Origin of the sequence: Campylobacter sp. RM16188, assembly GCF_012978795.1 — a bacterium.
Taxonomy (GTDB): Bacteria; Campylobacterota; Campylobacteria; order Campylobacterales; family Campylobacteraceae; genus Campylobacter_A; species Campylobacter_A canis.
The window spans coordinates 16962-36679 of record NZ_LIWQ01000010.1; the positions used below are offsets into that span (position 1 = coordinate 16962).

A 19718-nucleotide genomic window follows, 5' to 3' on the forward strand; every position below is an offset into this window, starting at 1 on the left:
ATTTCATACTTTTCTTGATTTAATAATAGCAATGATACCAAAAATACCAAAGATTATGCCTATGGCGCTTAAAATTCCAAGATATTTTTGATAAACAGGCTCTTTATAACTATTAAGAGCCAGCTCATCGTTTGCATCGATATCAAATTCTTTCATATGCTCGCCATGATCGCTACTTGCGGTAATCTTAACCCTATATGCTCCTTTGCGAGGCGGCAAAAATGCAAAATTCCCACCGCTATCCATTGTGCTAGTTAGTAGCGGTATGGCAGAGTCGCCCTCGTATATGACGATCTGGGCATAAGCGGCAGGAATTTTCTCTGTGAAATTTGCATTTATGATTATGGCTTTGCCCTCATGTGCGCTATAAAATAGCCCGTGAGCGCTTAAATTTAAGCATAAAGCCGCTATAAAAGCTAGAATTTTCACTACTTGACCTCAAATGATATTGAGCTTTGTATAAGCATTCTTTCAGCGCTTTCGTCGGTAAAAATAGGCTCTGAAGATTTAGCCGCGATGATGTTTAAGCCCTTTTCTTTAATAGGAATAAGCGCGATGCCAAATTCGTTTGTTACGTTATCTATATCATCTTTTGCCGTTTCAAAACCAACGTTTTTAGCAGGCTTGCCGTCTTTTAGAACAAGCACGGGCAAGCTCTCACCTACTTTTATCTTAAACGGATCACTAAGCGCTACAACCTCGAGCTTAAGACCTATGGGCTTTAAGAAGTTTTCATTCCACGAAAAGTAGGTTTTGCCTATCTTCACACTTCTAATCGCGTCAAAAACTATCCCTTTTGTCTTTGCTCTATCTCCCACGACGTAGCCTTTATCCGTTTGCACCCAATGTCCTGCATCAAAGGTCATCGTAACTACGGCAGGCGATTTATCGGTCAAGATTTCAGGCAACTTCTTGTCATCGTCGTAGTTGTAAACTATACCTGTTTTGATTAGCTTTAAATTCTCGTCATAAGCCTTAGCGCCCAAAACTTGTTTTGAAGCGTAGTTTTCAAATTTATCGTGAGCCCAAAATTTAAGCTCGAATTTGTTTTTACCCACACTTTGAGCGACCACTTGGTGCGCCTGTGCACTCATCGTTAGAGCCGTAGCTATAAAGATAGCTTTTAATAACATTTTATTTGACATACTACTCCTTTAATAATAATTTATTACAATTAGTATTATAGAGCCGAGGAATTTAATGTATTCTGAAATTTTATTAAGCAGATAAAGTATTTTATCAAAAAGTATAAATTTTACACTTGATTAACACAGGAAATATAAAATACGCCAACAAATTAAAACCGACAAGGAGAAAATATGAGAGTGTTTAAAATTTTAGTCGTCGCTTTAGCGTTTGCGACCTTTTCATTTGCAGGAGAAGCTTTTAGTAAAGCTAAATTTGACGAGCTTATGAGCGAAGGTAAAGGTGTGGTGGTACATATCCACGCTACTTGGTGTAGCACTTGCAAAAAGCAAGAGAAAGTTTTAGACCAAATCGCCAAACAAAACAGCGACAAAGCTAGCTTCTTAACCGTTGATTTTGATAGCCAAAAAGACGAGGTAAAGAGCCTTGGTGCAAACGATAGATCAGTTATCATAGTTTTTAAAGACGGCAAAGAGGTTTCAAGGACATTTTATGAAACCAACGAAGAGAAGATTAAAGAGCAAGTAAAGCTGGCGTTTTAAGAGAATTTTATGGATATCAGCACCACCACACTGTTTTTTAGCTTTTTATCGGGAATTTTAACCACGTTAAGTCCTTGCGTTTTGCCGATACTGCCTATTATAGTCTCTTCGGCTCTTAGCAGATCAAAATTCGGACTTATAACGCTTGCGCTTGGTATGGCGCTATCTTTTAGCCTTATAGGCACTCTGCTTTCCTCGGTAGGACTTGCGCTTGGGCTTGATAGCTCTACCATAAGAACCGTAGGCGGAATACTGCTGCTTTTGGTTGGAATTTGGCTTATTAGTCCAAAAATGCAAGAGCTAATAAGCTCTAAAACAAGCGGCTTTAGCAATCAAGCTCAAGGATTTTTAGCCAAATTTAATCCTGACAGCGCCAAGGGACAATTCATAGTAGGAGTTATGCTTGGAGCCGTTTGGTCTCCGTGCGTAGGGCCTACTCTTGGAGCGGCGATAGCTCTGGCTTCACGTGCAGAAAGCCTGCTAAACGTATTTATAGTTATGACCGTATTTGGAATTTCGGCAGTCATACCTCTCATAGCCATCGGGCTTGCCTCAAGACAGAGCTTTAAAAATAAAAGAGAGAAAATCGCAAATTTTGCAAGCAAAAGTAAAATCATCATGGGAATTTGCTTAATCGTAATTTCTCTTATGGTTTTAACGGGGCTTGATAAGGTAGTTGAAGGGTTTTTAGTAGAGATTAGTCCTGAGTGGCTAACCGATCTTACAACAAGATTTTAGGCCTTTGCCTAAAATCTTTTTAAATTTCTATCCAAATAGCGAATTTACGCTTTCGTTGTGATAGACACGTCTTATCACTTCTCCAAATATCGGTGCGACACTTAGAACTTTTATCTTATCAAGTTGCTCTTTTAGCGGGATCGTATCGGTTATAACAAGCTCATCTAAAGCATCATCGCTTAAATTCTCATATGCCTTGCCCGAAAGCACCGCATGAGTACAGCATGCCATCACGCTAGTTGCACCTCTTTCTTTAAATACTCTAGCAGCTTTTACTATCGTGCCGCCCGTATCGATCATATCATCTACAAGTATCACGTCTTTGCCGTTTACGTCGCCTATGACGTTCATCACTTCGCTTTCGTTTGCTTTTTCGCGGCGCTTATCAACAATAACGATATCAAGGTCTAAATTCTTAGCCACACTTCTAGCACGCGCTACACCTCCGATATCAGGGCTTGCTATGATAGGGTTTTTCAGATGTTTGTTTTTGATGTATTCGTTAAATATTATCGAGCCGTAAAGATTATCCACTGGGATATCAAAAAAGCCTTGAATTTGCCCTGCGTGAAGATCGATGGTAACCACGCGGTTAATACCCGCCGTTTGTATCATGTTTGCCACCAACTTAGCGGTAATCGGCACTCTAGGAGCGGCCTTTCTATCCTGTCTTGCGTAACCGAAGTAAGGAATCACCGCAGTTATCGAGCTAGCGGAGCTTCTTTTAAGAGCGTCCGTTAGTATCAAAAGCTCCATCAAATTTACGTTTGCAGGCGCACATGTCGGCTGAACGACAAAAATATCCTTACCGCGCACGCTCTCACCGATTTGCACGCTGATCTCGCCGTCGCTAAATCTCTTAATAGTAGCCTCGCTAAGCGGAAGCGAAAGATAGTGAGAAATTTTTTTGGAAAATTCGACGTTTGCGGTACCGGAGAAAATTTTATAACCTCTCATGAAATTTTACCTTTGTGAGTTTTTGGATGAGTTATTTTAGCAACAATGAACTTAAATTTGCTTTTGCGACTTAAATTTTAGCTTTGTGTAAAGAGCGATAAAAAGCTTAAACGTAACGATTTTAGCGCAAATTTTAAGCTTGCTTACAAATTTGAGCTTATATCAAGTCGGCTTATGATAAATTTTTTAAAATTTCAAAGGAGGCACAATGGTAATAATGCAAGTTTTATTTGATTATAAAGGCGGTTATGGCGAGAAAATGTATGAGCAGTGCCGAGAGTTAGCCCAGTCCATAACCAAAGAAAGCGGATTTATCTGGAAAATTTGGACCGAAAATGAAGAAAAAGGCATAGCCGGCGGAATTTATGCCTTTAACAGCGCCCAACAAGCCGAAACTTACGCCAAAATGCACACTAAAAGGCTTGAAGAATTCAAAGTTGCTACAAATTTCAGATATGAAATTTTAGACGCTAATGAAAAACTAAGCGCAATTACAAATTTTAAATTAAAATAGATGAGATTTACGGGCGATTTAAGTCTTGATTTGAACATAAAGTATATTTACAGAAGGGTTCATAAAGGCGGTAATGTAAATTCCCAAAGATAAGGCAGCAAATCAAGGAGTGAATTAAAACATCTAAAAGCTTAATTCACTCTGGCTAAATTCAAATTTACGAAATGCAAATTTAAACTATAAACCCGCTTCCGATAACCAAATCATCTCGGTAAAACACCGCCAGCTGCCCACTAGCTACGCCGTAAGCGCTATCTTTTAACTCTATATGTCCCGTTTGTCCGTCTATCAAAACACGAGCGCGCAAAGGCACGCTTCGGTATCTAACTTTCACATCACACTCAAATTCTCGCTCGTTAATAAACATATTTATATCTTGTATCTTGATATCGCTACGCTCAAGCTCATCTTTTGAGCCGACAACTATCCGGTTGCTTTTACTATCTATGCTTAAAACAAAATGCGGCTCATGCGCGCCAAAGACCTCAAACCCTCGCCTTTTGCCGATAGTATAGTGCATATAGCCGCTATGTCTGCCAATTACTTTTCCGCTTTTATCAACCACGTCTCCCGGCAAATTCGTATCATAGTGGCGATTTAAGACATCTATATATGTAGTATCCACAAAGCAAATTTCGCTACTTTCGGCTTGCTCGCCAAATTCACGTAAGCTCTCAACGCTCTTTGCAAGCTCTTTTATATCGCTTTTAAGCTTATCGCCAAGCGGAAAAATCATATCCTTAAGCACCTCTTGTGGCACTTGAGCTAAAAAATAACTCTGATCTTTATTAAGATCTTTTGCAACCTTGATAAATCCGTCTTCAACCTGCACATAATGCCCTGTAGCAAGCTTATCGCAGCCTAAATTTTTAGCGAATTTCAGCAGCTCGCCAAGCTTTATAAATTTATTGCAAAGAGCACATGGATTTGGCGTGCGACCATCTTTATAAGTATCCACAAACGGCTGATATACGTATTTATCAAACTCATCTTGCAGATCAAGCACGTGCATTTTGATACCTAAAAACTCACAGGCCTTTTTTACTTTTTCAATGTTTTTTTCGTGATAACCGGGTTTTTTGTGCAGCTTCATATAGCAAGCTATTATCTCGTGTCCTTGCTCTTTTAGCATTTTCGCGCTAATCGTAGAATCAACGCCTCCGCTCATCGCCATTAAAATTTTCATTATTTTCCTTTTATATATACCCTATCGCGAATTTAAAACTACTTGAATATACCCGCAGACTTTAACATTAAAAATATCAAAAACGGGTTTAAGAGTATCTTTGAATAAAATTTGTGCGATTTTATAAAATAATTTTAAATTTGAGAAATTTCAGCTGCGATTTTTGGTAAATCATCGCTGATTTCATAAAGATTCAGATCTTCGGCGCTGATGGCTTTTTCCTCGATCAAAGTAGTTTTGATAAAATCGTCAAGCTTGCTCCAAAACTCACTTCCGATAAGATAAATTTTAGCTCTTTTGTTGCGAATTTGAGCAAGAACCAAAATTTCAAAAAGCTCATCAAGCGTACCAAATCCTCCTGGGAAAATCAAAAACGCCTTTGATCTCTCAATAAGCGCAAATTTGCGTGCATTAAGGCTCTCAAACACGAATTTGCTAGTCGCATAAGGATTTGTCATCTGTTCAAAAGGAAGGACGATATTTAGTCCGATTGAAGGGCTCTTGCCGCTATCAAAAGCGCCTTTATTAGCAGCCTCCATTATGCCTCCGCCTCCGCCGCTAACTATGGCAAAGCCGTCATTTGCAAGAGCATAAGCAAGCTCGTAAGCCATCTTACAGAATTTATTATCAGGCTCAAATCTAGCCGAACCAAAAAACGTAACGCTAGGATTTTTATACGCCGCAAAATCCCTAAATTTCGTTAAATCATTTAAAATTTTTTCCATTATTTCTCTTTAAGTCATATTTATAAGGCTTAAGCGGTAGATTAAGGCTGCTTTGCTCAAAAAAGCCTTCAATCGCTACCTAAGCTGCTCCAAGCGCTCTTTTTTGCTTCCTATTTGCGTTATCTGGATACCGAAATTTCCATCCACGATAACGACTTCGCCAAGAGCTACGACTTTATCGCTGATTAATATCTCAAGCGGATCGTTTGCAAGCTGATTTAGCTCAATTACCGAGCCTATATCCATACTTAAAACATCTTTTAAAAGCATTCTTTTTGAGCCGATTCGCACCCGTATAGGCAGGCGAACGTCCATGATAAGACCGATATTTCGCATCTCTTCGGCGCTAAATTCGCTTTTTGCGCCGTCATCTTGACTCTTTGAATTTGCATTGCCCTCTTTATGGTCTTTGTTAAAAAATTTAACAAAAGAAAAATCAACCACAACTCCGATTTGTTCTTGTATATCTTCGATATTTACGGTATATACATAGAGTTTTTCAAATGAACTTATATCAAAATTTGAGCTTTCGTCTATGAAATTTACCTTTGAAATTTCAAAATTCAGCTTCGGCATATTTTTTTGCGCGCCAAGCGAAGTTGCAAAAGCACCCATTATGTTTGAAAATATCTCTTTCGTAGCGTCAAGCTCATCTTCGCCAAGCTCGTCGTTTCGCGAAATTTCCTCTTCGCCCATCATCCACTCGCTTACCGCACTCATTAGCACCGGTGTAGCTACGAGTATCATTTTAGCCGTTATATCACCGCTTATATTTACGTTTGCTACCGCCAAAGGAGGCTTTACGCCCTCTTGATTTGGAGCGTCATATTCGGCTTTTGGACCTATATCGGGGGTTTTGCCGGTAAGTCCTTCGATGGTCGCTTTTACCTCATTTACAAATAACTTAAAAAATTCATTCATCATATTCGCTGCTTTCATCTAACATATTATCGTCATATTCGTTATGCTCTTGTTCGTAACTCATAAGTTTTGCTTTGCGCTCTTCTTCATACTGCTCTAAGATATGCTTAATCTCGTCCCTATCGGTTCTGATAAGCTCTTCTATCTTGATTGATTTTCTAAATCTATGAAGCCCCACTTCTGCTAAAAAGACATCTTTTTTATCGATTGTTACGATAGCTTTATCATTGGCCGAGCGATCAAGACGAAGTATATCGCCCTCTTTTAAATTCAAAAATTCATCTACGCTTATATTTGCCTTACCTAAAATCGCCTCATAAAGCACTTCGGCTCGCCCGATTAGAGTCTTAAGCTCTTTATTTCTGCTCTTTTTTGCGCTTGTTTCGCCAAGCATTATATCGCGGTTTGCCAAACGGCTTAATATCGGCTCAAGATAGATGACAGGATAACATATATTTATCATACCGCTTGAATTTCCTACAATTATCTCCATAACGACCATGATAACGATTTCGTTTTGAGAGACTATTTGTACGACGTTTGGACTACTCTCTTTAGCTTCCACGTTTGGATACATGTCGGTTATCATGCTCCAGCTATCCTTAAGACGCTGCATCATCATTCTAAGGATCGCGTCAAGCAAATTTACCTCTATATCGGTTAGCTCTCTGCTAGTTTCAAATCCTTCGCCGTTACCGCCAAGCAAGCGATCTATCATCGGGAAAGCTATACTTGGATTTATTTCAAGAACGCAGTTTCCATCAAGCGGTTTAATGGAAAACACGTTAAAGCTGGTAGGACTTGGCAAGCTCATCAAAAATTCGCCGTATGTCATCTGATCAACGCTATGCAAGCGAATTTCAACGATACTTCGCATAACGCTTGAAATTTGACTTGCCAGATTTCGTGCAAGCTTATCGTGAATGCCTTTTATCGCGCGAAGTTGCTCTTTAGAAACGCGATTTGGACGCTTAAAGTCATAGATAATTATCTGTCTTTGATCTTCTTGCGATGAGCTTCCTATATCGCTTGTATCGCCGTCCTCATCGACAACTTCAAGCAGTGCGTCTATCTCTTCTTGACTTAAAATATCAGCCATTATCTACCCTCAAGCCTATCTCTAATCTTACTCATTAAACGTTTATGAATTTGCGAAATTCTCCCTTCGGTAATATTTAAAATTTCGCTAATCTCTTTTAAATTTAACTCTTCATAATAGTATAGCTGAATTATCAGCTGATCACGCTTACTAAAAGTGGATAAAATTTGCTCGATATTTTCTATCATGTCCTCTTTTTCAACTCTATCAAGTACGTTTTCTTCACTTAGAATTTGCATCTGATCGTCCAAACTAAGAGTCATAACTACCGAGCTTACGTTTCTAGCATCGCGAATTTTATCTATATCTTCATCAAGAACGCTAGCTAAATACTCATCGCTAGGCTCTTCTTCGTGAGCATTGAAATATTCATCAACCAAGCTGTCAATACTCTTTATAAGCGCTCTGCTGGCTCTGCTTACCACATCAAGACTTCGCAAGAAATCAAGCATCGAGCCGTAAACTCTTTTTTTAGCATAGCCCCAAAACGAGTCATTTTGCTCCTTATCATACTTGCGAGATAGCTTGATCATCTCTTCAAGCCCGGTGCTTATGAGGTCATTTACGTCTATGTGCGAAGGCAGACGTTCTTTTAGGCGAAAAGCCATCGCGCGCAGTGCCGGCATGTACTGCAAGACTATATCGTCTTGCTCTTTTTTTATCGTTTGCGCATAAGCGTTAAGCTGCTTTTGCTTTGCTCTGTCCATGCTTTTTGCTACTCAAGGTTTGCTTAATAAGCGCATTTTCCACCGCAAGCTTGGCAAGCAGGCTATCTATACGCTTTTCTCTTATACCAAGCTCGGATATGAGATAATCAGCCGTCTCTTCATACTCCTCTTTGCTGTGCCCTTTTAAAATTCTCTTAGCGTCGATGTAGTTCATGATAATGATGTGAATAAGCAGGTAAAAGACAAATGTTATAAGAAATGTATACACCATCATCTCGATAGGTTCGCTTACTTTTAAAGTAACAAACATAAGTCCTATGAAAAACCCGCACACCGTAAAAAACGCTATAAAATTTTCCGCTCTCAAAATTCGTCCTAAATTTAAAATTGCTCTATTAAACGTTTAAAAAAGCCCTTAAAGCTCCTGTTATCCGTCGTATCAAGCACTTTTCGTTCCAACCTGTAAAGTAGCCTTGAAGCGATATCCTTCATCTCGCCGCTACTTAAGCTAAATTCACTCTCCTGAGTAAAAAGTGTTCGCTGTTTTATGCTGCGCGATACGTTTTTATCATCACTTAAATAGCCCAAAAGCTCAAGCTTCAGTCCGCTTCCTATATTTGCGCGCGCTACTTTTTGGATATTTTCAAAAATTCTAACCGCCTCTTTTTCGTTTTTAACCATGTTAAAAACCATAAGCATGTTGTCTTTTATCTTTGAAGTTACTTTTATAACCGCGTAAGCATCGGTAATCGCCGCAGGATCAGGCACTGTTACTACTATCACCTCATCGGCGGCTTCTAAAAACATATGGGTATTTCCGCCTATGCCCGCACCCGTATCAATGATGAGAAAATCAAGCCCGTCAAGCACGCTGGCCTCATCTAAAAATCTCTCATATAAAAACTGGTTGTTAAATTTTAAAATTTCATCGCCGCTTTCGCCAGGAATCAGCGTCAAATTCGGCTTTATCTCGATTAAAACATCTTTTAGTGAACACTCGCCCTTTAGCACGTGAAGCAAATTTTTACTAGCACGCACATTAAGTATCACGTCTAAATTCGCTAGCCCGATATCCGCGTCAAACAAGGCCACTTTATAGCCGTTGTTTGCAAGGATGTTTGCCAAATTCGCGCTTATCGTGCTCTTGCCAACGCCGCCTTTACCGCTTGTGATAGCTACAAAATGAGTGTTTTTGGCTCTTTTATTTGAAGCTACGAGAGATTTTAGTTTATCGGCTTGACTACTCATTGTTTGCTTCCTTTTCAAAGCCTTCCAGCACGCACTCGACTAAAAATTCGCTCTTAGCCACCATGATATCATCAGGCACCTCTTGCCCGACCGAAAAGAAGCTAACGGGCGTATTTGTCTCATAAATAAGCGAAAAGACGTTACCGAAAATTTTCGTCTCGTCAAATTTGGTGATAATTAAAGTATCTATATCAAGAAATGAAAATCCATCGTAAATTTCAAGCAGATCTTCGACTTTTGAGCCCGCAGAAAGGACCAAATTCACATCTATCTGCGCATCCGCACTCTTTAAAAATTTTTCAAGCCTAGCTAGCTTTTCTTTATCATACTGCGAATTTCCCGTCGTGTCTATAAGTATCACGTCGCAGTGATTTAGCTGCTTTATCGCGCTTTTAAAGTCCTCAACCTCGATCACGTCAAGTATCGGCAGCTTCATCATCTTGGCATACTGAAAGAGCTGCTCAACCGCACCGATCCTATAAGTATCAAGGGTGATAATGCCCGTTTTATAGCGCTTCTCGCCGCTATAAGCAAACCGCGCGGCAAGCTTGGCAAGAGTGGTAGTCTTGCCGACTCCCGTTGGCCCAACCAGCATCATTATCTTTTGTTTTTTATTATCTTGCTCGATCCTGCATGGAAGCATCTTGCGAAGCAGAGAATAAAAATACCGCTTAACGGCGTTTGGATTTGTTTTCATCGAAGCCGGCATATTTTGGGTTGTAGTTTGCATGATCGCTTCTAAGTGCTCTTCCTTCATACCGCTTTTTTTAGCCGCTTTATAGATACTTGCAAATTCAGGCGGTATGACGAGATTGTTTCTGCCAGGCGCCTTTTCTTCCCAGATCATGTCGGCTATCAAATTTACCTTATCGCTTAGCGCATTCATCTGCTTTGCTACATCATCGATTTTTTTGTTATAGCCTTCGGGATTGTCGTTTTGTATGCTTTGCATGCCGCTTGATTTGGTTATCTCACTTATCTCTTTTGCGGCTTTTGAGATATTTACAAGGATATTATCATCGCTTTTAAACTCGTTTTTAGCACGGGATTTACCAAAGAGCTCATCGTCCGAAACGGTAAAATCATCTCTTAAAGGAAGCTCTTCTATCTCAAATTTCGGTCTTTGTTCAAATTTGTTATTTTGGTTTTGAAATTTATCATAGCCTTTTAAATTAACGCTCTTTGCGACTTGCTTTGGCTCATCCTCCTCTTCCACGCTTACTAAAATTTCATAAAGAGGCTTTTTGTTTATCGTTTTTGGTCGAATTTGCTTAGTGGTAACCAGCATAGCCCTCTCTCCGCACTGCTCCTGCGCCTTTTTAAGAGCTTCTATGCTACTTTCGCCCGTAAATGTATAAAGCTTCGTTGCCAAATTTACTCCTTACCTAACCCTTTTCATTAACCCAAGCGGCAAAATCACGCTTAACCTGCTCTTTGCTCCCACATGCGGAAGAGTAAGTCTCGCGTCATTTCTACTCGCTCCGCTAAAATATAAAATATCTATATCAAGCGTTCTTGGCGCATCCTTAAAGCTACGAATCCGCCCAAAACGCCTCTCTAAATTCGCCGTTACTTTAAGCAAATTTCTAGCACTTAGGCTAGTTTGAATCAAGACCGCCGAATTATAAAAATCCGCCTGCTCTTTAAACCCAAAGGCTTCATTTACTAAAATTTCGGAACTCTCTACGATATGTATCCGCTTATCGTTTTGCAAAGCTCTATAAAGCCTATCAAAACGCTTTTTAACCTCTCCGATATTACCGCCAAGTCCTAAGACTGCGACATTTTTAAAGCCGTGTTTGTAATTTAAAACTCTCGGAAAAAAAACGCTTTTTTCAAAACGTCTCATTCCGGCTAGCTTCATAAAATTTCAGCTCCGTCTTGGCGAACCACTACGACATCCTCGATCCTTACGCCAAATTCACCCTCTATATAAATCCCAGGCTCCACGCTAAAAACCATGCCCTCTTTTATGATCTCGTTTGAGCGGGCAGAGATAAACGGAAGCTCGTGTATATCAAGCCCCACACCGTGTCCCGTAGAGTGAAAAAACTGCTTTCCAAAGCCTTGCTTGGCGATAAATTCACGCGCCGCCGCATCTATTTCGCAAGCTTTTTTACCGATTTGAACGGCTTTAATAGCTAAAATTTGAGCCTCTTTTACTATCTCGTAAATCTCTTGATGCTTTGAGCTTTTAAAATTTTGCTCTTTTGAAAAGTTAAAATTTTCATCAAAGCACGCAGTTCTAGTTCTATCAGAACAGTAATGCTTAAATTTTACACCGGCATCAAGTAAGAGCAAATCGCCATGTCTTAGCTTCTTTTTGCTTGGCAAGGCATGCGCTTTAGCCGCATTTTCGTTTATCGCAACGATCGGGCTAAAGCTAAGCTCAAGCTCGCCGCGCTGCTTAAATATAAGCTCGGCATTAAAAAACAGCTCCTCTTCGCTCATTCCCTCGCCGTTTTGCCTTACAAACTGAGCAAATTCATCAAAGCACTTTGCTCCAAGAGTTGCTGCCTCTTTTAAAATTTTTATCTCGTCTTCACTCTTTATCATGCGTGAAATTTGTGAGAAATTAGGCTTTGGCGTGAAATTTATCCTAAGATTTTTACTAAGCTCACTAAATGCGCCGTAGCTAAAATCAAGCGGGTTAAAATCCATCTTTTTAACCCCGTTTTTTCGCAAAAATAGCCTAGTATCCTTTATCAAAGAGCGCTCTATCTCAACGACTTCGCACCCTTTGGCAAGCTCTCTTGCTTCGATAGCGTATCTTGCGTCGGTCAGGAAAAATTTACGCCCGTTAATGCTTAAAAATATCGCATTATCACAGCTATATCCACACTGCGCATAGATAGCGTTTTCATCTCTTAGGATAAAATTTCGCATTCTTACTCCGCTTTTTGAGCCGCTCTCATCGCTTTTACTTGCTCAAAAACTTGAAGCATGCCGATCATAGCCAGATGATATCCCACAGGTCCAAAGCCGATGATTTGACCTGCGGTAACAGGCGCTATCATGCTTTTTTGTCTAAATTCTTCTCTGCGGTGGATGTTGCTTATATGCACTTCGATAACAGGCAAATTTACCGCACTTAACGCATCTCTAATGGCTATTGAAGTATGCGTGTAAGCGGCAGGATTTATGATGATACCGTCAACCTCGCCAAAGCACTCTTGAATTTTATCTACGATTTCGCCCTCTAAGTTGCTTTGAAAAAATTCTATGTCTATGTTATTTTGCTCTGCAAAAAGCTTCATCTGAGAGTGTATATCCTCCATCTTCATAATGCCGTAGATATTAGGCTCTCGTGTGCCAAGAAGGTTGATATTTGGACCTTGGATCACCATAATTTTGAAATTTCTTTCCACGTTTTATCCTTTTCGTAAATTTTAAATTTAGCTTTAATTATACATTTTTATTTCTTATATCATACTTCTATGATTTGAGTTTTTTTGCTACAATCACACAAATTCGGAGTTAAAAAATGACAATTATAAAAGCCAAATTTATCATGCTCTGCGATGAGAATTTCACTATCTTAAAGGATAAAGCGGTAGCATTTGAGGATAGAATTTTAAAAACGGGCGAAGCAAGCGAGCTAATTAAACAATTTCCGCAGGCTGATTTCATAGACGCAAAAGACGCTATCATCGCTCCTGCATTTATAAATCCGCACGTTCATCTTGAATTCAGCGCAAATAAAACAAGCCTGGTTTATGGGGATTTTTTAGAGTGGTTAAGTAGCGTAATAGCCTCTCGCAGCGAGCTTTCAAAAGAGGCAAACCAAGCGCTTATAGCAAAAACCATAAAAGAAATTCAAAGAAGCGGAGTGGGCACGATAGGCGCTGTTTCAAGCTTCGGAAGCGACTTTGAGCCTTGCGTAAAAAGCTGCGCGCGGATAATTTATTTTAATGAAATTTTAGGCACAAACGAGCAAATTTTAGAAACTAACAAGCAAAATTTCATCTCGCGATTTAAAAAGAGTAAAGAGGCACAAAACGAGCTTTTTATTCCCGCGATTTCGGTTCATTCGCCCTACTCCACTCATCCCAAACTGGCGAATTTCGCACTTCAAATCGCCCGCGATGAAAATTTAATCGTATCGACTCATCTTATGGAATCAAATCACGAAAAAGATTGGCTTACGAATGGGTCCGGCGGGTTTAAAGAGTGGCTTGGCAAATTTAACAAATCAGCCACGCCTTTTTATGACGTAAATAGCTTTATATCACTATTTTCCGGTATCAAAACGCTCTTTACGCACTGCGTTTATCTTGATGATTTTAGCAAATTTGAGCGCGAATTTCATAGTGTTACGCATTGTGCATTTTCAAACCGCCTGCTTAGTAAAAAGACACTAAATTTACAAAATTTAATTGACGAAAAAATTCCTTTTAACATCGGCACGGACGGACTTAGCTCAAATATAAGCCTGAATTTTTTTGATGAGTTAAGAGCTAATTTATTAATCCATAGCGAATTTAATCCTCAAAATTTAGCCCAAATTTTAATCCTAGCTTCAACTTCAAACGCAGCAAAAGCTTTAGGGCTAGATTTAGGAGAGGTCGCTACCGGCAAAATCGCTGATATAGCTGTTTATGAAGGGTTTGGCGAGATCAAAGAGAGCGAACTTGCACTTATGCTTTTGCTTCACACTAAAAATTGCCGAAATCTTTACATAAACGGCAAAATTTGCGAGCTTTAAGATTAAATACATGGCAGGATTTTGATTAAATTTATGAGCGAATTTTCATAAATTTGCTACAATCTTTGTCAAATTTATGAAAATTAAAACACAAAAAGGAAATTTATGGGATTTTTAAAATTGATTTTTTCGCCTATAATTGCGATTTTAAAATTTATAAACACTTATTTTAAGGCGATGATATTTCTGCTGATCTTGTTTTTGATATTTTCAAGCGGCGATAACAATGGCGTAAATGCGCCAAATTTAGCCCAAATAAACATCTCAGGCGCGATCAGAGACAGCTCAAAAACGCTTGAAGAGATACACGCCGCAAGCAAAAACGATCAGATAAAAGGCGTCTTGCTATTCATCGATAGCCCTGGCGGTGCACTTGCTCCAAGCACGGAGCTTGCAATAGCGGTTAAAAATTTAAGAGCTAAAAAACCGGTCATTGCCTACACAAGCGGATCAATGACAAGCGGAAGCTACTATGCAGGAGTAAACGCAAATAAAATTCTAGCCAATCCGGGCTCTTTTATCGGCTCCATCGGCGTCATCTTGCAAGCGCCCGACATAAGCGAACTGGCAAGCAAGATCGGAGTGGCACAGCAAGTAGTAAAAGCGGGTGAATTTAAAGAGGCGGGAACGTTTGCCAGAAAGTGGAACGAAGCTGAGCGTACCGAGCTTGAGCGCCTGGTCAAGCAGTCTTACAATATGTTTGTAAGCGATGTTGCGGCGGCTAGAAATCTTGATATAAACGCTAGCGATAAATGGGCAAACGCACGGGTATTTTTAGCGAGTGAAGCGAAAAATATGGGCTTAATCGATGAGCTAAGTGACTATTATTCGGCAAGAAAAGAGATAGAAGAGCTAAGCGGTGTGAGCCAGCCTACTTGGAAACAAAAGCCTAAAATTGAGAAATTTTTAGACGAGTTTTTGCAAAAAAATGTAAATAGCCTTTTGGATATGTTTTTAAATACGAGCGTAAGATAAAGATAGGCTCTGTAAAATAAAACACTGACATTTGTTAAAAACCAAACATTAATCGCTCTATCCGTAAAGTACCAGGTATGCATCCTGAAAAATTAAAGGAAGTGGGTGTGCTAGACTGCTACTTTCGGACTACGTGTGGTATTTTTTGTGCAAGTTTTAGTTGTGCTTTTTGAAGTCAAAAATCTCATAATAAAAACTTTATCTTAACAAAAATATAAAATATTTTTGGGCTTATTTTTGTATTTAGTGTCCAAATAATTCAAGGGGCTTTATAGCCATATAAAACTGAATAGGAAAAGCGTGTATAGTGATTGCTTTTTTATTTGAAATAACAATCGTACGAAATATATTTAATTAATATTTTTTCATAATTATAAAAATAAAATAAAAAATTATAATAAATAAACTAATTTTAAATTTTAAATTTATATAATTACACTGTGGGTCTGAGACAAAACATCCCTTCCCTTTCTTTCCCTTCCCGTGTAGTCTCAGGCCTTGCAAATTCGTTATTTTAGACTACTTAATAACTTTTATTTAATTAATTCTTTATTATTAAATTTAATTTATAAATATAACATAGTTGTTCGTTATACAATTTAAATAAATTCTTACCGCCAAAAGCATTATGAACTCATATGGTATAAAAAGCAAATTAGAAATAAAATAGTTGAGTTTAAAGATTATAAGACATTTTTGCGTATTATTACAAAATCTTAAAAACGTAAATTTGTATAAAGAAAAATTACTAAAATTTATTTTTGCAGGCTAAAAATATAAAAGTCAAATTCTTTTAAGCCAAGTATAGCTGTCGCTTGCAAAATTGGAGCCAAAAAGCCTTTTAAATTTTAAATTTAACCTTGCATTAGGCACGTCTTTGAACTCGCTTGATTGATATATCAAAATCCATTTAACACGCTCGTCAAGATTTTTTAAGAAATTTTCTCCACCTTCAAACATTACCAAAGGCTTTTTAAAAGCATTTTCCAAGCTATCTGAAATCTCAATATTGCGGTTTTTGACATTAAAAAGCGGGATACTTTTATCAAAATTTTTATCTCTTGAATATATCAAAATATCAGGATTTTTGCCGTTTGAGATAAGCCTAGTATCAAGCGTAGGGAGATCAACTCTAACCGTATTTCCGCCGATTACCAACATATCACACACACTTCTAAGCTTATGGGAATGAGTTCTGCTAAGTTCGTTTGATATTATTCCTCCGCTTGTTACTCCGTTTGCGCTAAGAGCGAGTTTAAAAAAGCTAAAATTTCCGCTTTGCCAAGCTAAAAAAGGCTCTATGAGTTCATCTGCAGCCTCTTTTAAAACGCCAAATTTTACTTTTATTCCGCTAGCTTTTAAAATTTCAGCGCCACCGGAAGCGATTTTGTTTTCATCTATTCTTGCGATGACAACTTCGCTAAACCTAAGCTCTTTTAGCAAATTTGCGCAAGACTTAGTTTTGCCCTCGTGAGAGCATGGCTCAAGAGTAACGTAAGCCTTAGCATGCTCTAATAAATTATCGTGGTTTTTAAGTATAAATTCGTAGGTAAATTTGGGCTCCAAATCGGCATTTTCAAGATCTGAGATGTCGCTAAAATTTAAGTTAAACTCGCGGTTATACTCTCTTAAAAAATTAGCTAAAAAATCTTTATTGAGGGTGCAAAGTGCAAAAAATACGGCTAACGGTTCGGCATGCAAAAAGCCTGCTTTTTTATGAGCCTTTATAGCTAAAATTCGTCCGTTTTTATCTAGTATAACACATCCTACAGCAGGGTTTGGATAGGTTAAAAGCTGAAATTCCCAAGCCTTTTTTATAGCAAGAGACATATAAAATTCATCGTTTATCATTGATAGTCCAAGAATTTGAGATAATCAAAATTTAAGTGAAAATATCGTGAGAAAATTTAAATCAAAATAAAGCAAATAGCCTATCTCCAATTTAAATTTTCAAACTCATTAAAAAGAGCTCACAAAAATTTTAAAATCTCTGACCGATGGTAAATTCAAACGTACTCGTCTTATCCCCCGGCTTTTTACCTATCGGTTTGGCAAATATCAGCTGCAAAGGACCTATAGGCGTAATCCACTCTATGCCACCGCCTGCACTATATCTTGTTATCTCGTTTAAGCTACTTTCGCCTATCTTGCCGTAGTCAAAGAAGCCAAATCCACGCATTTTAACGCGGTCTATCAAAGGAAAGCTAAGTTCTGCGGAGTTGTTAAATGAAATTCCGCCACCGATCTCGTCACCGTAGATATTTTTCGGAGTAACCGTTCTTGAATCATATCCGCGCAGGTTTCTGATGCCGCCCAGATAAAGCTTTTCGTTGATAGGCACATAGCCTCTATCCCAAATTTTGCCAAAGCTTGCCTTGTATCTTAAGATAAGATCGTAATCAATCCACTCTCTTAAGCCTAAATACCAGTTAAAATTCGTTCTGCTCTTTAAAAATTTCTCATCTCCCCCAACGCCAGCGAATTCAAGACTGGTGCTTGCCATGATGCCTTTTCTAGGAAGGTAATAATCATCAGTGCTATTATAACTTAAAGCAGGTATTAAGGCGCTCTTTATGCTTTTACCTTCTCTGTAGCCAGTTCTAAGAAGAGTTTCGGTAAGTCCTTTGATGTCGCTTTGCTCTATAACATAAGAAAGCGAAGCACTTAAATTTCTAGTGATCTTTCTACCAAGCGTAGTAGTAAAACCGTATGATTTCTCTTTATAGTTATTCCAATCGTAGTCATTGGCATAAAGCGTGCCGCCAAGGCTGTATTCCGAATCAAAAATTCTAGGATTTGTAAGTCCTATCTGACCTGATAGCTCATTATCGCTTCTATCTACGCTTATAACGCCCTTTAGTCCTGAACCAAAGACGTTTGTATCAGAAACGCTCGCGTTTAATAGCAATCCGTCCGAGCTTCCATATCCTATACCGCCACTTATAGAGCCCGTTGAAGCTTCTTTAACATCTACCAAAAGATCAACTTCATTTACGCCGACTCTTTCTTCTTTTATCTCGACATCTTCAAAATAACTCGTTCTTTTAAGTGCCGACTTGCTATCTTCAAGATCGGTTCTATTATACAAATTTCCTTCGGTAAGATACATCTCTCTTCTTACTACTCTATCGATAGTTCTGTCATTTCCTGAAATTTGCACGTTTCTTATATATGCTTTATCTCCGGGAACTACCTCGTAGGTGATATCAACCGTATGCTCATCTGAATTTTTAAACGTCTGAGGTACAACTCTTACAAACGCATAGCCCTGATCGGCTATCATATTTTCAAGCTTTTGGATATCTGATCTTAAGCGAGCCGAATTCATTCTATCTCCGGCTTCAAGCTTAAATTTCTTAACCATCTCCCTTTCGTCAAGCTCAAGGAAATCAGGTGCCTCTATGGTCACGTTTGATACGGTATATGGCTCTCCTTCGGTTACGTAGTAAGTAAGATCCGCCATATAGTTATCCATATAGGCGTTAAGATAAGGAGTTGAAACCGTAGCGTCCAAATAGCCTTTTTGGAAGTATTTATCTTGAATTCTCGCAGAGTCGTTAGGCAGTTCAAAGAGCTTAACCTTACCGTCGTTTCTGCCCCACATCCAGCCCATAAATTCACGCTGCTTGTTGGCCACGACAGGCTCTATATCGCCGTAATCAAAAACCTTAGCGCCTATTAAATTTACCTTTTGGATTATCATATTTTCGCCACGGTTGATATTAAGAGTCACAAAGAGGCTACTCTCGCTTCCCGTAACCGGCTCTTTTTTCACGTCTATAACGGTATCAAAATACCCCTTTGACTCGTAATACTGCCTGATACGCTCTTTGGCTCTATTTATGGCAAGCTCGTCATACATATGACCTTGTTTTATGCCGATAAGTCCGTCTATCGCGGTCTTATCGTTTGTAACGACGCCTTTTATATCAAGTCTTGCTATGCTTGGTTTTTCTTTCACCACTACAAGGATGTCGCCGTTGCTCTCCTCGATATAAATATCATCAAAATAATTTTGCCTAAATAAATTTGATATGGCTCTATCGGTGCTATCGCCGGTCAGCACATCACCCACTCTAAGCCCCATGATCTCCTTGGCAACTTCAGGAGAAAGATGCAAAAGACCCTTAAAATTTATAGACTTTATCTCGGTAGCGCCGCTAAAACATACCGCAGCAAGTAGTAAAAAAACGCTTTTTTTCATTGAATTTAACCTAAAAATGAGTATTAGGCGGTATAATAACACATTTTAATTTTAAACAATATAAATTTAATAATTTCATAAAGGCAATCA

At 38.8% G+C, this 19718-nt stretch carries 21 protein-coding genes; 5 read left to right on the top strand and 16 right to left on the bottom strand.

The window, feature by feature from the left end; genetic code table 11:
• Positions 1–3 precede the first annotated feature (3 nt).
• Positions 4–429, bottom strand: a complete 426-nt coding sequence (locus tag CDOM16188_RS07020) for a hypothetical protein (RefSeq protein WP_172200791.1) — start codon at positions 427–429, stop codon at positions 4–6.
• A complete protein-coding gene (locus tag CDOM16188_RS07025) occupies positions 429–1145 on the bottom strand; it encodes a DUF4198 domain-containing protein (RefSeq protein WP_172200794.1) in 717 nt (238 codons plus the stop codon). The genes CDOM16188_RS07020 and CDOM16188_RS07025 overlap by 1 nt, the downstream gene beginning before the upstream one ends.
• Before the next feature lie 174 nt (positions 1146–1319).
• On the opposite strand from CDOM16188_RS07025, the gene CDOM16188_RS07030 reads away from it, so the two are divergent.
• Positions 1320–1688: a thioredoxin family protein gene (locus tag CDOM16188_RS07030; RefSeq protein WP_169942658.1), complete on the top strand. Its 369-nt coding sequence runs from the start codon at positions 1320–1322 to the stop codon at positions 1686–1688.
• 9 nt (positions 1689–1697) lie between these two features.
• Positions 1698–2426, top strand: coding sequence for a cytochrome c biogenesis CcdA family protein (locus CDOM16188_RS07035; protein ID WP_172200797.1), 729 nt, complete (start codon positions 1698–1700; stop codon positions 2424–2426).
• Positions 2427–2453: 27 nt separating this feature from the next.
• On the opposite strand, the gene CDOM16188_RS07040 is transcribed toward CDOM16188_RS07035, so the two are convergent.
• Entirely contained in the window at positions 2454–3383 is a 930-nt protein-coding gene (locus tag CDOM16188_RS07040) for a ribose-phosphate pyrophosphokinase (protein WP_169942662.1), read from the bottom strand.
• 208 nt (positions 3384–3591) lie between these two features.
• Here CDOM16188_RS07040 and CDOM16188_RS07045 point away from each other — a divergent pair, with 208 nt between their 5' ends.
• Positions 3592–3897, top strand: a complete 306-nt coding sequence (locus CDOM16188_RS07045) for a monooxygenase (protein WP_172200800.1) — start codon at positions 3592–3594, stop codon at positions 3895–3897.
• A gap of 172 nt (positions 3898–4069) precedes the next feature.
• On the opposite strand, the gene mnmA is transcribed toward CDOM16188_RS07045, so the two are convergent.
• The 11 genes from mnmA to aroQ all read right to left on the bottom strand — a co-directional run bounded on the left by mnmA (position 4070) and on the right by aroQ (position 13112).
• Complete coding sequence (mnmA, locus tag CDOM16188_RS07050) at positions 4070–5083, bottom strand: tRNA 2-thiouridine(34) synthase MnmA (RefSeq protein ID WP_172200803.1); 1014 nt, start codon at positions 5081–5083, stop codon at positions 4070–4072.
• Between the two features lie 134 nt (positions 5084–5217).
• Entirely contained in the window at positions 5218–5811 is a 594-nt protein-coding gene (locus CDOM16188_RS07055) for a TIGR00730 family Rossman fold protein (RefSeq protein WP_367649341.1), read from the bottom strand.
• A gap of 72 nt (positions 5812–5883) precedes the next feature.
• Positions 5884–6732, bottom strand: coding sequence for a flagellar motor switch protein FliY (gene fliY / locus CDOM16188_RS07060; RefSeq protein WP_172200809.1), 849 nt, complete (start codon positions 6730–6732; stop codon positions 5884–5886).
• The gene (gene fliM / locus CDOM16188_RS07065) at positions 6722–7828 is read right to left on the bottom strand and encodes a flagellar motor switch protein FliM (protein ID WP_169942670.1); all 1107 of its coding nucleotides are present in this window, start codon (positions 7826–7828) and stop codon (positions 6722–6724) included. The genes fliY and fliM overlap by 11 nt, the downstream gene beginning before the upstream one ends.
• Positions 7828–8535 carry an RNA polymerase sigma factor FliA gene (locus tag CDOM16188_RS07070; RefSeq protein WP_172200812.1) on the bottom strand — a complete coding sequence of 236 codons (708 nt, stop codon included), beginning with the start codon at positions 8533–8535 and terminating at the stop codon, positions 7828–7830. Before CDOM16188_RS07070 ends, fliM begins: the two co-directional genes overlap by 1 nt.
• On the bottom strand, positions 8507–8863 hold the full coding sequence (locus CDOM16188_RS07075) for a hypothetical protein (protein ID WP_169942674.1): 357 nt from the start codon (positions 8861–8863) through the stop codon (positions 8507–8509). The genes CDOM16188_RS07070 and CDOM16188_RS07075 overlap by 29 nt, the downstream gene beginning before the upstream one ends.
• Positions 8864–8877: 14 nt before the next feature.
• Positions 8878–9744, bottom strand: coding sequence for a MinD/ParA family protein (locus CDOM16188_RS07080; RefSeq protein ID WP_169942676.1), 867 nt, complete (start codon positions 9742–9744; stop codon positions 8878–8880).
• Positions 9737–11116: a flagellar biosynthesis protein FlhF gene (flhF, locus tag CDOM16188_RS07085; RefSeq protein WP_172200815.1), complete on the bottom strand. Its 1380-nt coding sequence runs from the start codon at positions 11114–11116 to the stop codon at positions 9737–9739. Before flhF ends, CDOM16188_RS07080 begins: the two co-directional genes overlap by 8 nt.
• 9 nt (positions 11117–11125) lie before the next feature.
• Entirely contained in the window at positions 11126–11608 is a 483-nt protein-coding gene (gene folK, locus CDOM16188_RS07090) for a 2-amino-4-hydroxy-6-hydroxymethyldihydropteridine diphosphokinase (RefSeq protein ID WP_172200818.1), read from the bottom strand.
• Complete coding sequence (locus tag CDOM16188_RS07095; RefSeq protein ID WP_172200821.1) at positions 11605–12630, bottom strand: Xaa-Pro peptidase family protein; 1026 nt, start codon at positions 12628–12630, stop codon at positions 11605–11607. Before CDOM16188_RS07095 ends, folK begins: the two co-directional genes overlap by 4 nt.
• Before the next feature lie 2 nt (positions 12631–12632).
• Positions 12633–13112 carry a type II 3-dehydroquinate dehydratase gene (gene aroQ / locus CDOM16188_RS07100; RefSeq protein WP_172200824.1) on the bottom strand — a complete coding sequence of 160 codons (480 nt, stop codon included), beginning with the start codon at positions 13110–13112 and terminating at the stop codon, positions 12633–12635.
• Positions 13113–13228: 116 nt separating this feature from the next.
• On the opposite strand from aroQ, the gene CDOM16188_RS07105 reads away from it, so the two are divergent.
• Both CDOM16188_RS07105 and sppA read left to right on the top strand, forming a co-directional pair.
• Positions 13229–14449: a metal-dependent hydrolase gene (locus tag CDOM16188_RS07105; RefSeq protein WP_172200827.1), complete on the top strand. Its 1221-nt coding sequence runs from the start codon at positions 13229–13231 to the stop codon at positions 14447–14449.
• Positions 14450–14554: 105 nt separating this feature from the next.
• The gene (gene sppA, locus CDOM16188_RS07110) at positions 14555–15424 is read left to right on the top strand and encodes a signal peptide peptidase SppA (RefSeq protein WP_172200829.1); all 870 of its coding nucleotides are present in this window, start codon (positions 14555–14557) and stop codon (positions 15422–15424) included.
• A gap of 783 nt (positions 15425–16207) precedes the next feature.
• On the opposite strand, the gene ribD is transcribed toward sppA, so the two are convergent.
• Both ribD and bamA read right to left on the bottom strand, forming a co-directional pair.
• Complete coding sequence (gene ribD, locus CDOM16188_RS07115; RefSeq protein ID WP_172200831.1) at positions 16208–17275, bottom strand: bifunctional diaminohydroxyphosphoribosylaminopyrimidine deaminase/5-amino-6-(5-phosphoribosylamino)uracil reductase RibD; 1068 nt, start codon at positions 17273–17275, stop codon at positions 16208–16210.
• Positions 17276–17405: 130 nt separating this feature from the next.
• The gene (gene bamA / locus CDOM16188_RS07120) at positions 17406–19628 is read right to left on the bottom strand and encodes an outer membrane protein assembly factor BamA (protein ID WP_172200833.1); all 2223 of its coding nucleotides are present in this window, start codon (positions 19626–19628) and stop codon (positions 17406–17408) included.
• Between the last annotated feature and the right edge of the window lie 90 nt (positions 19629–19718).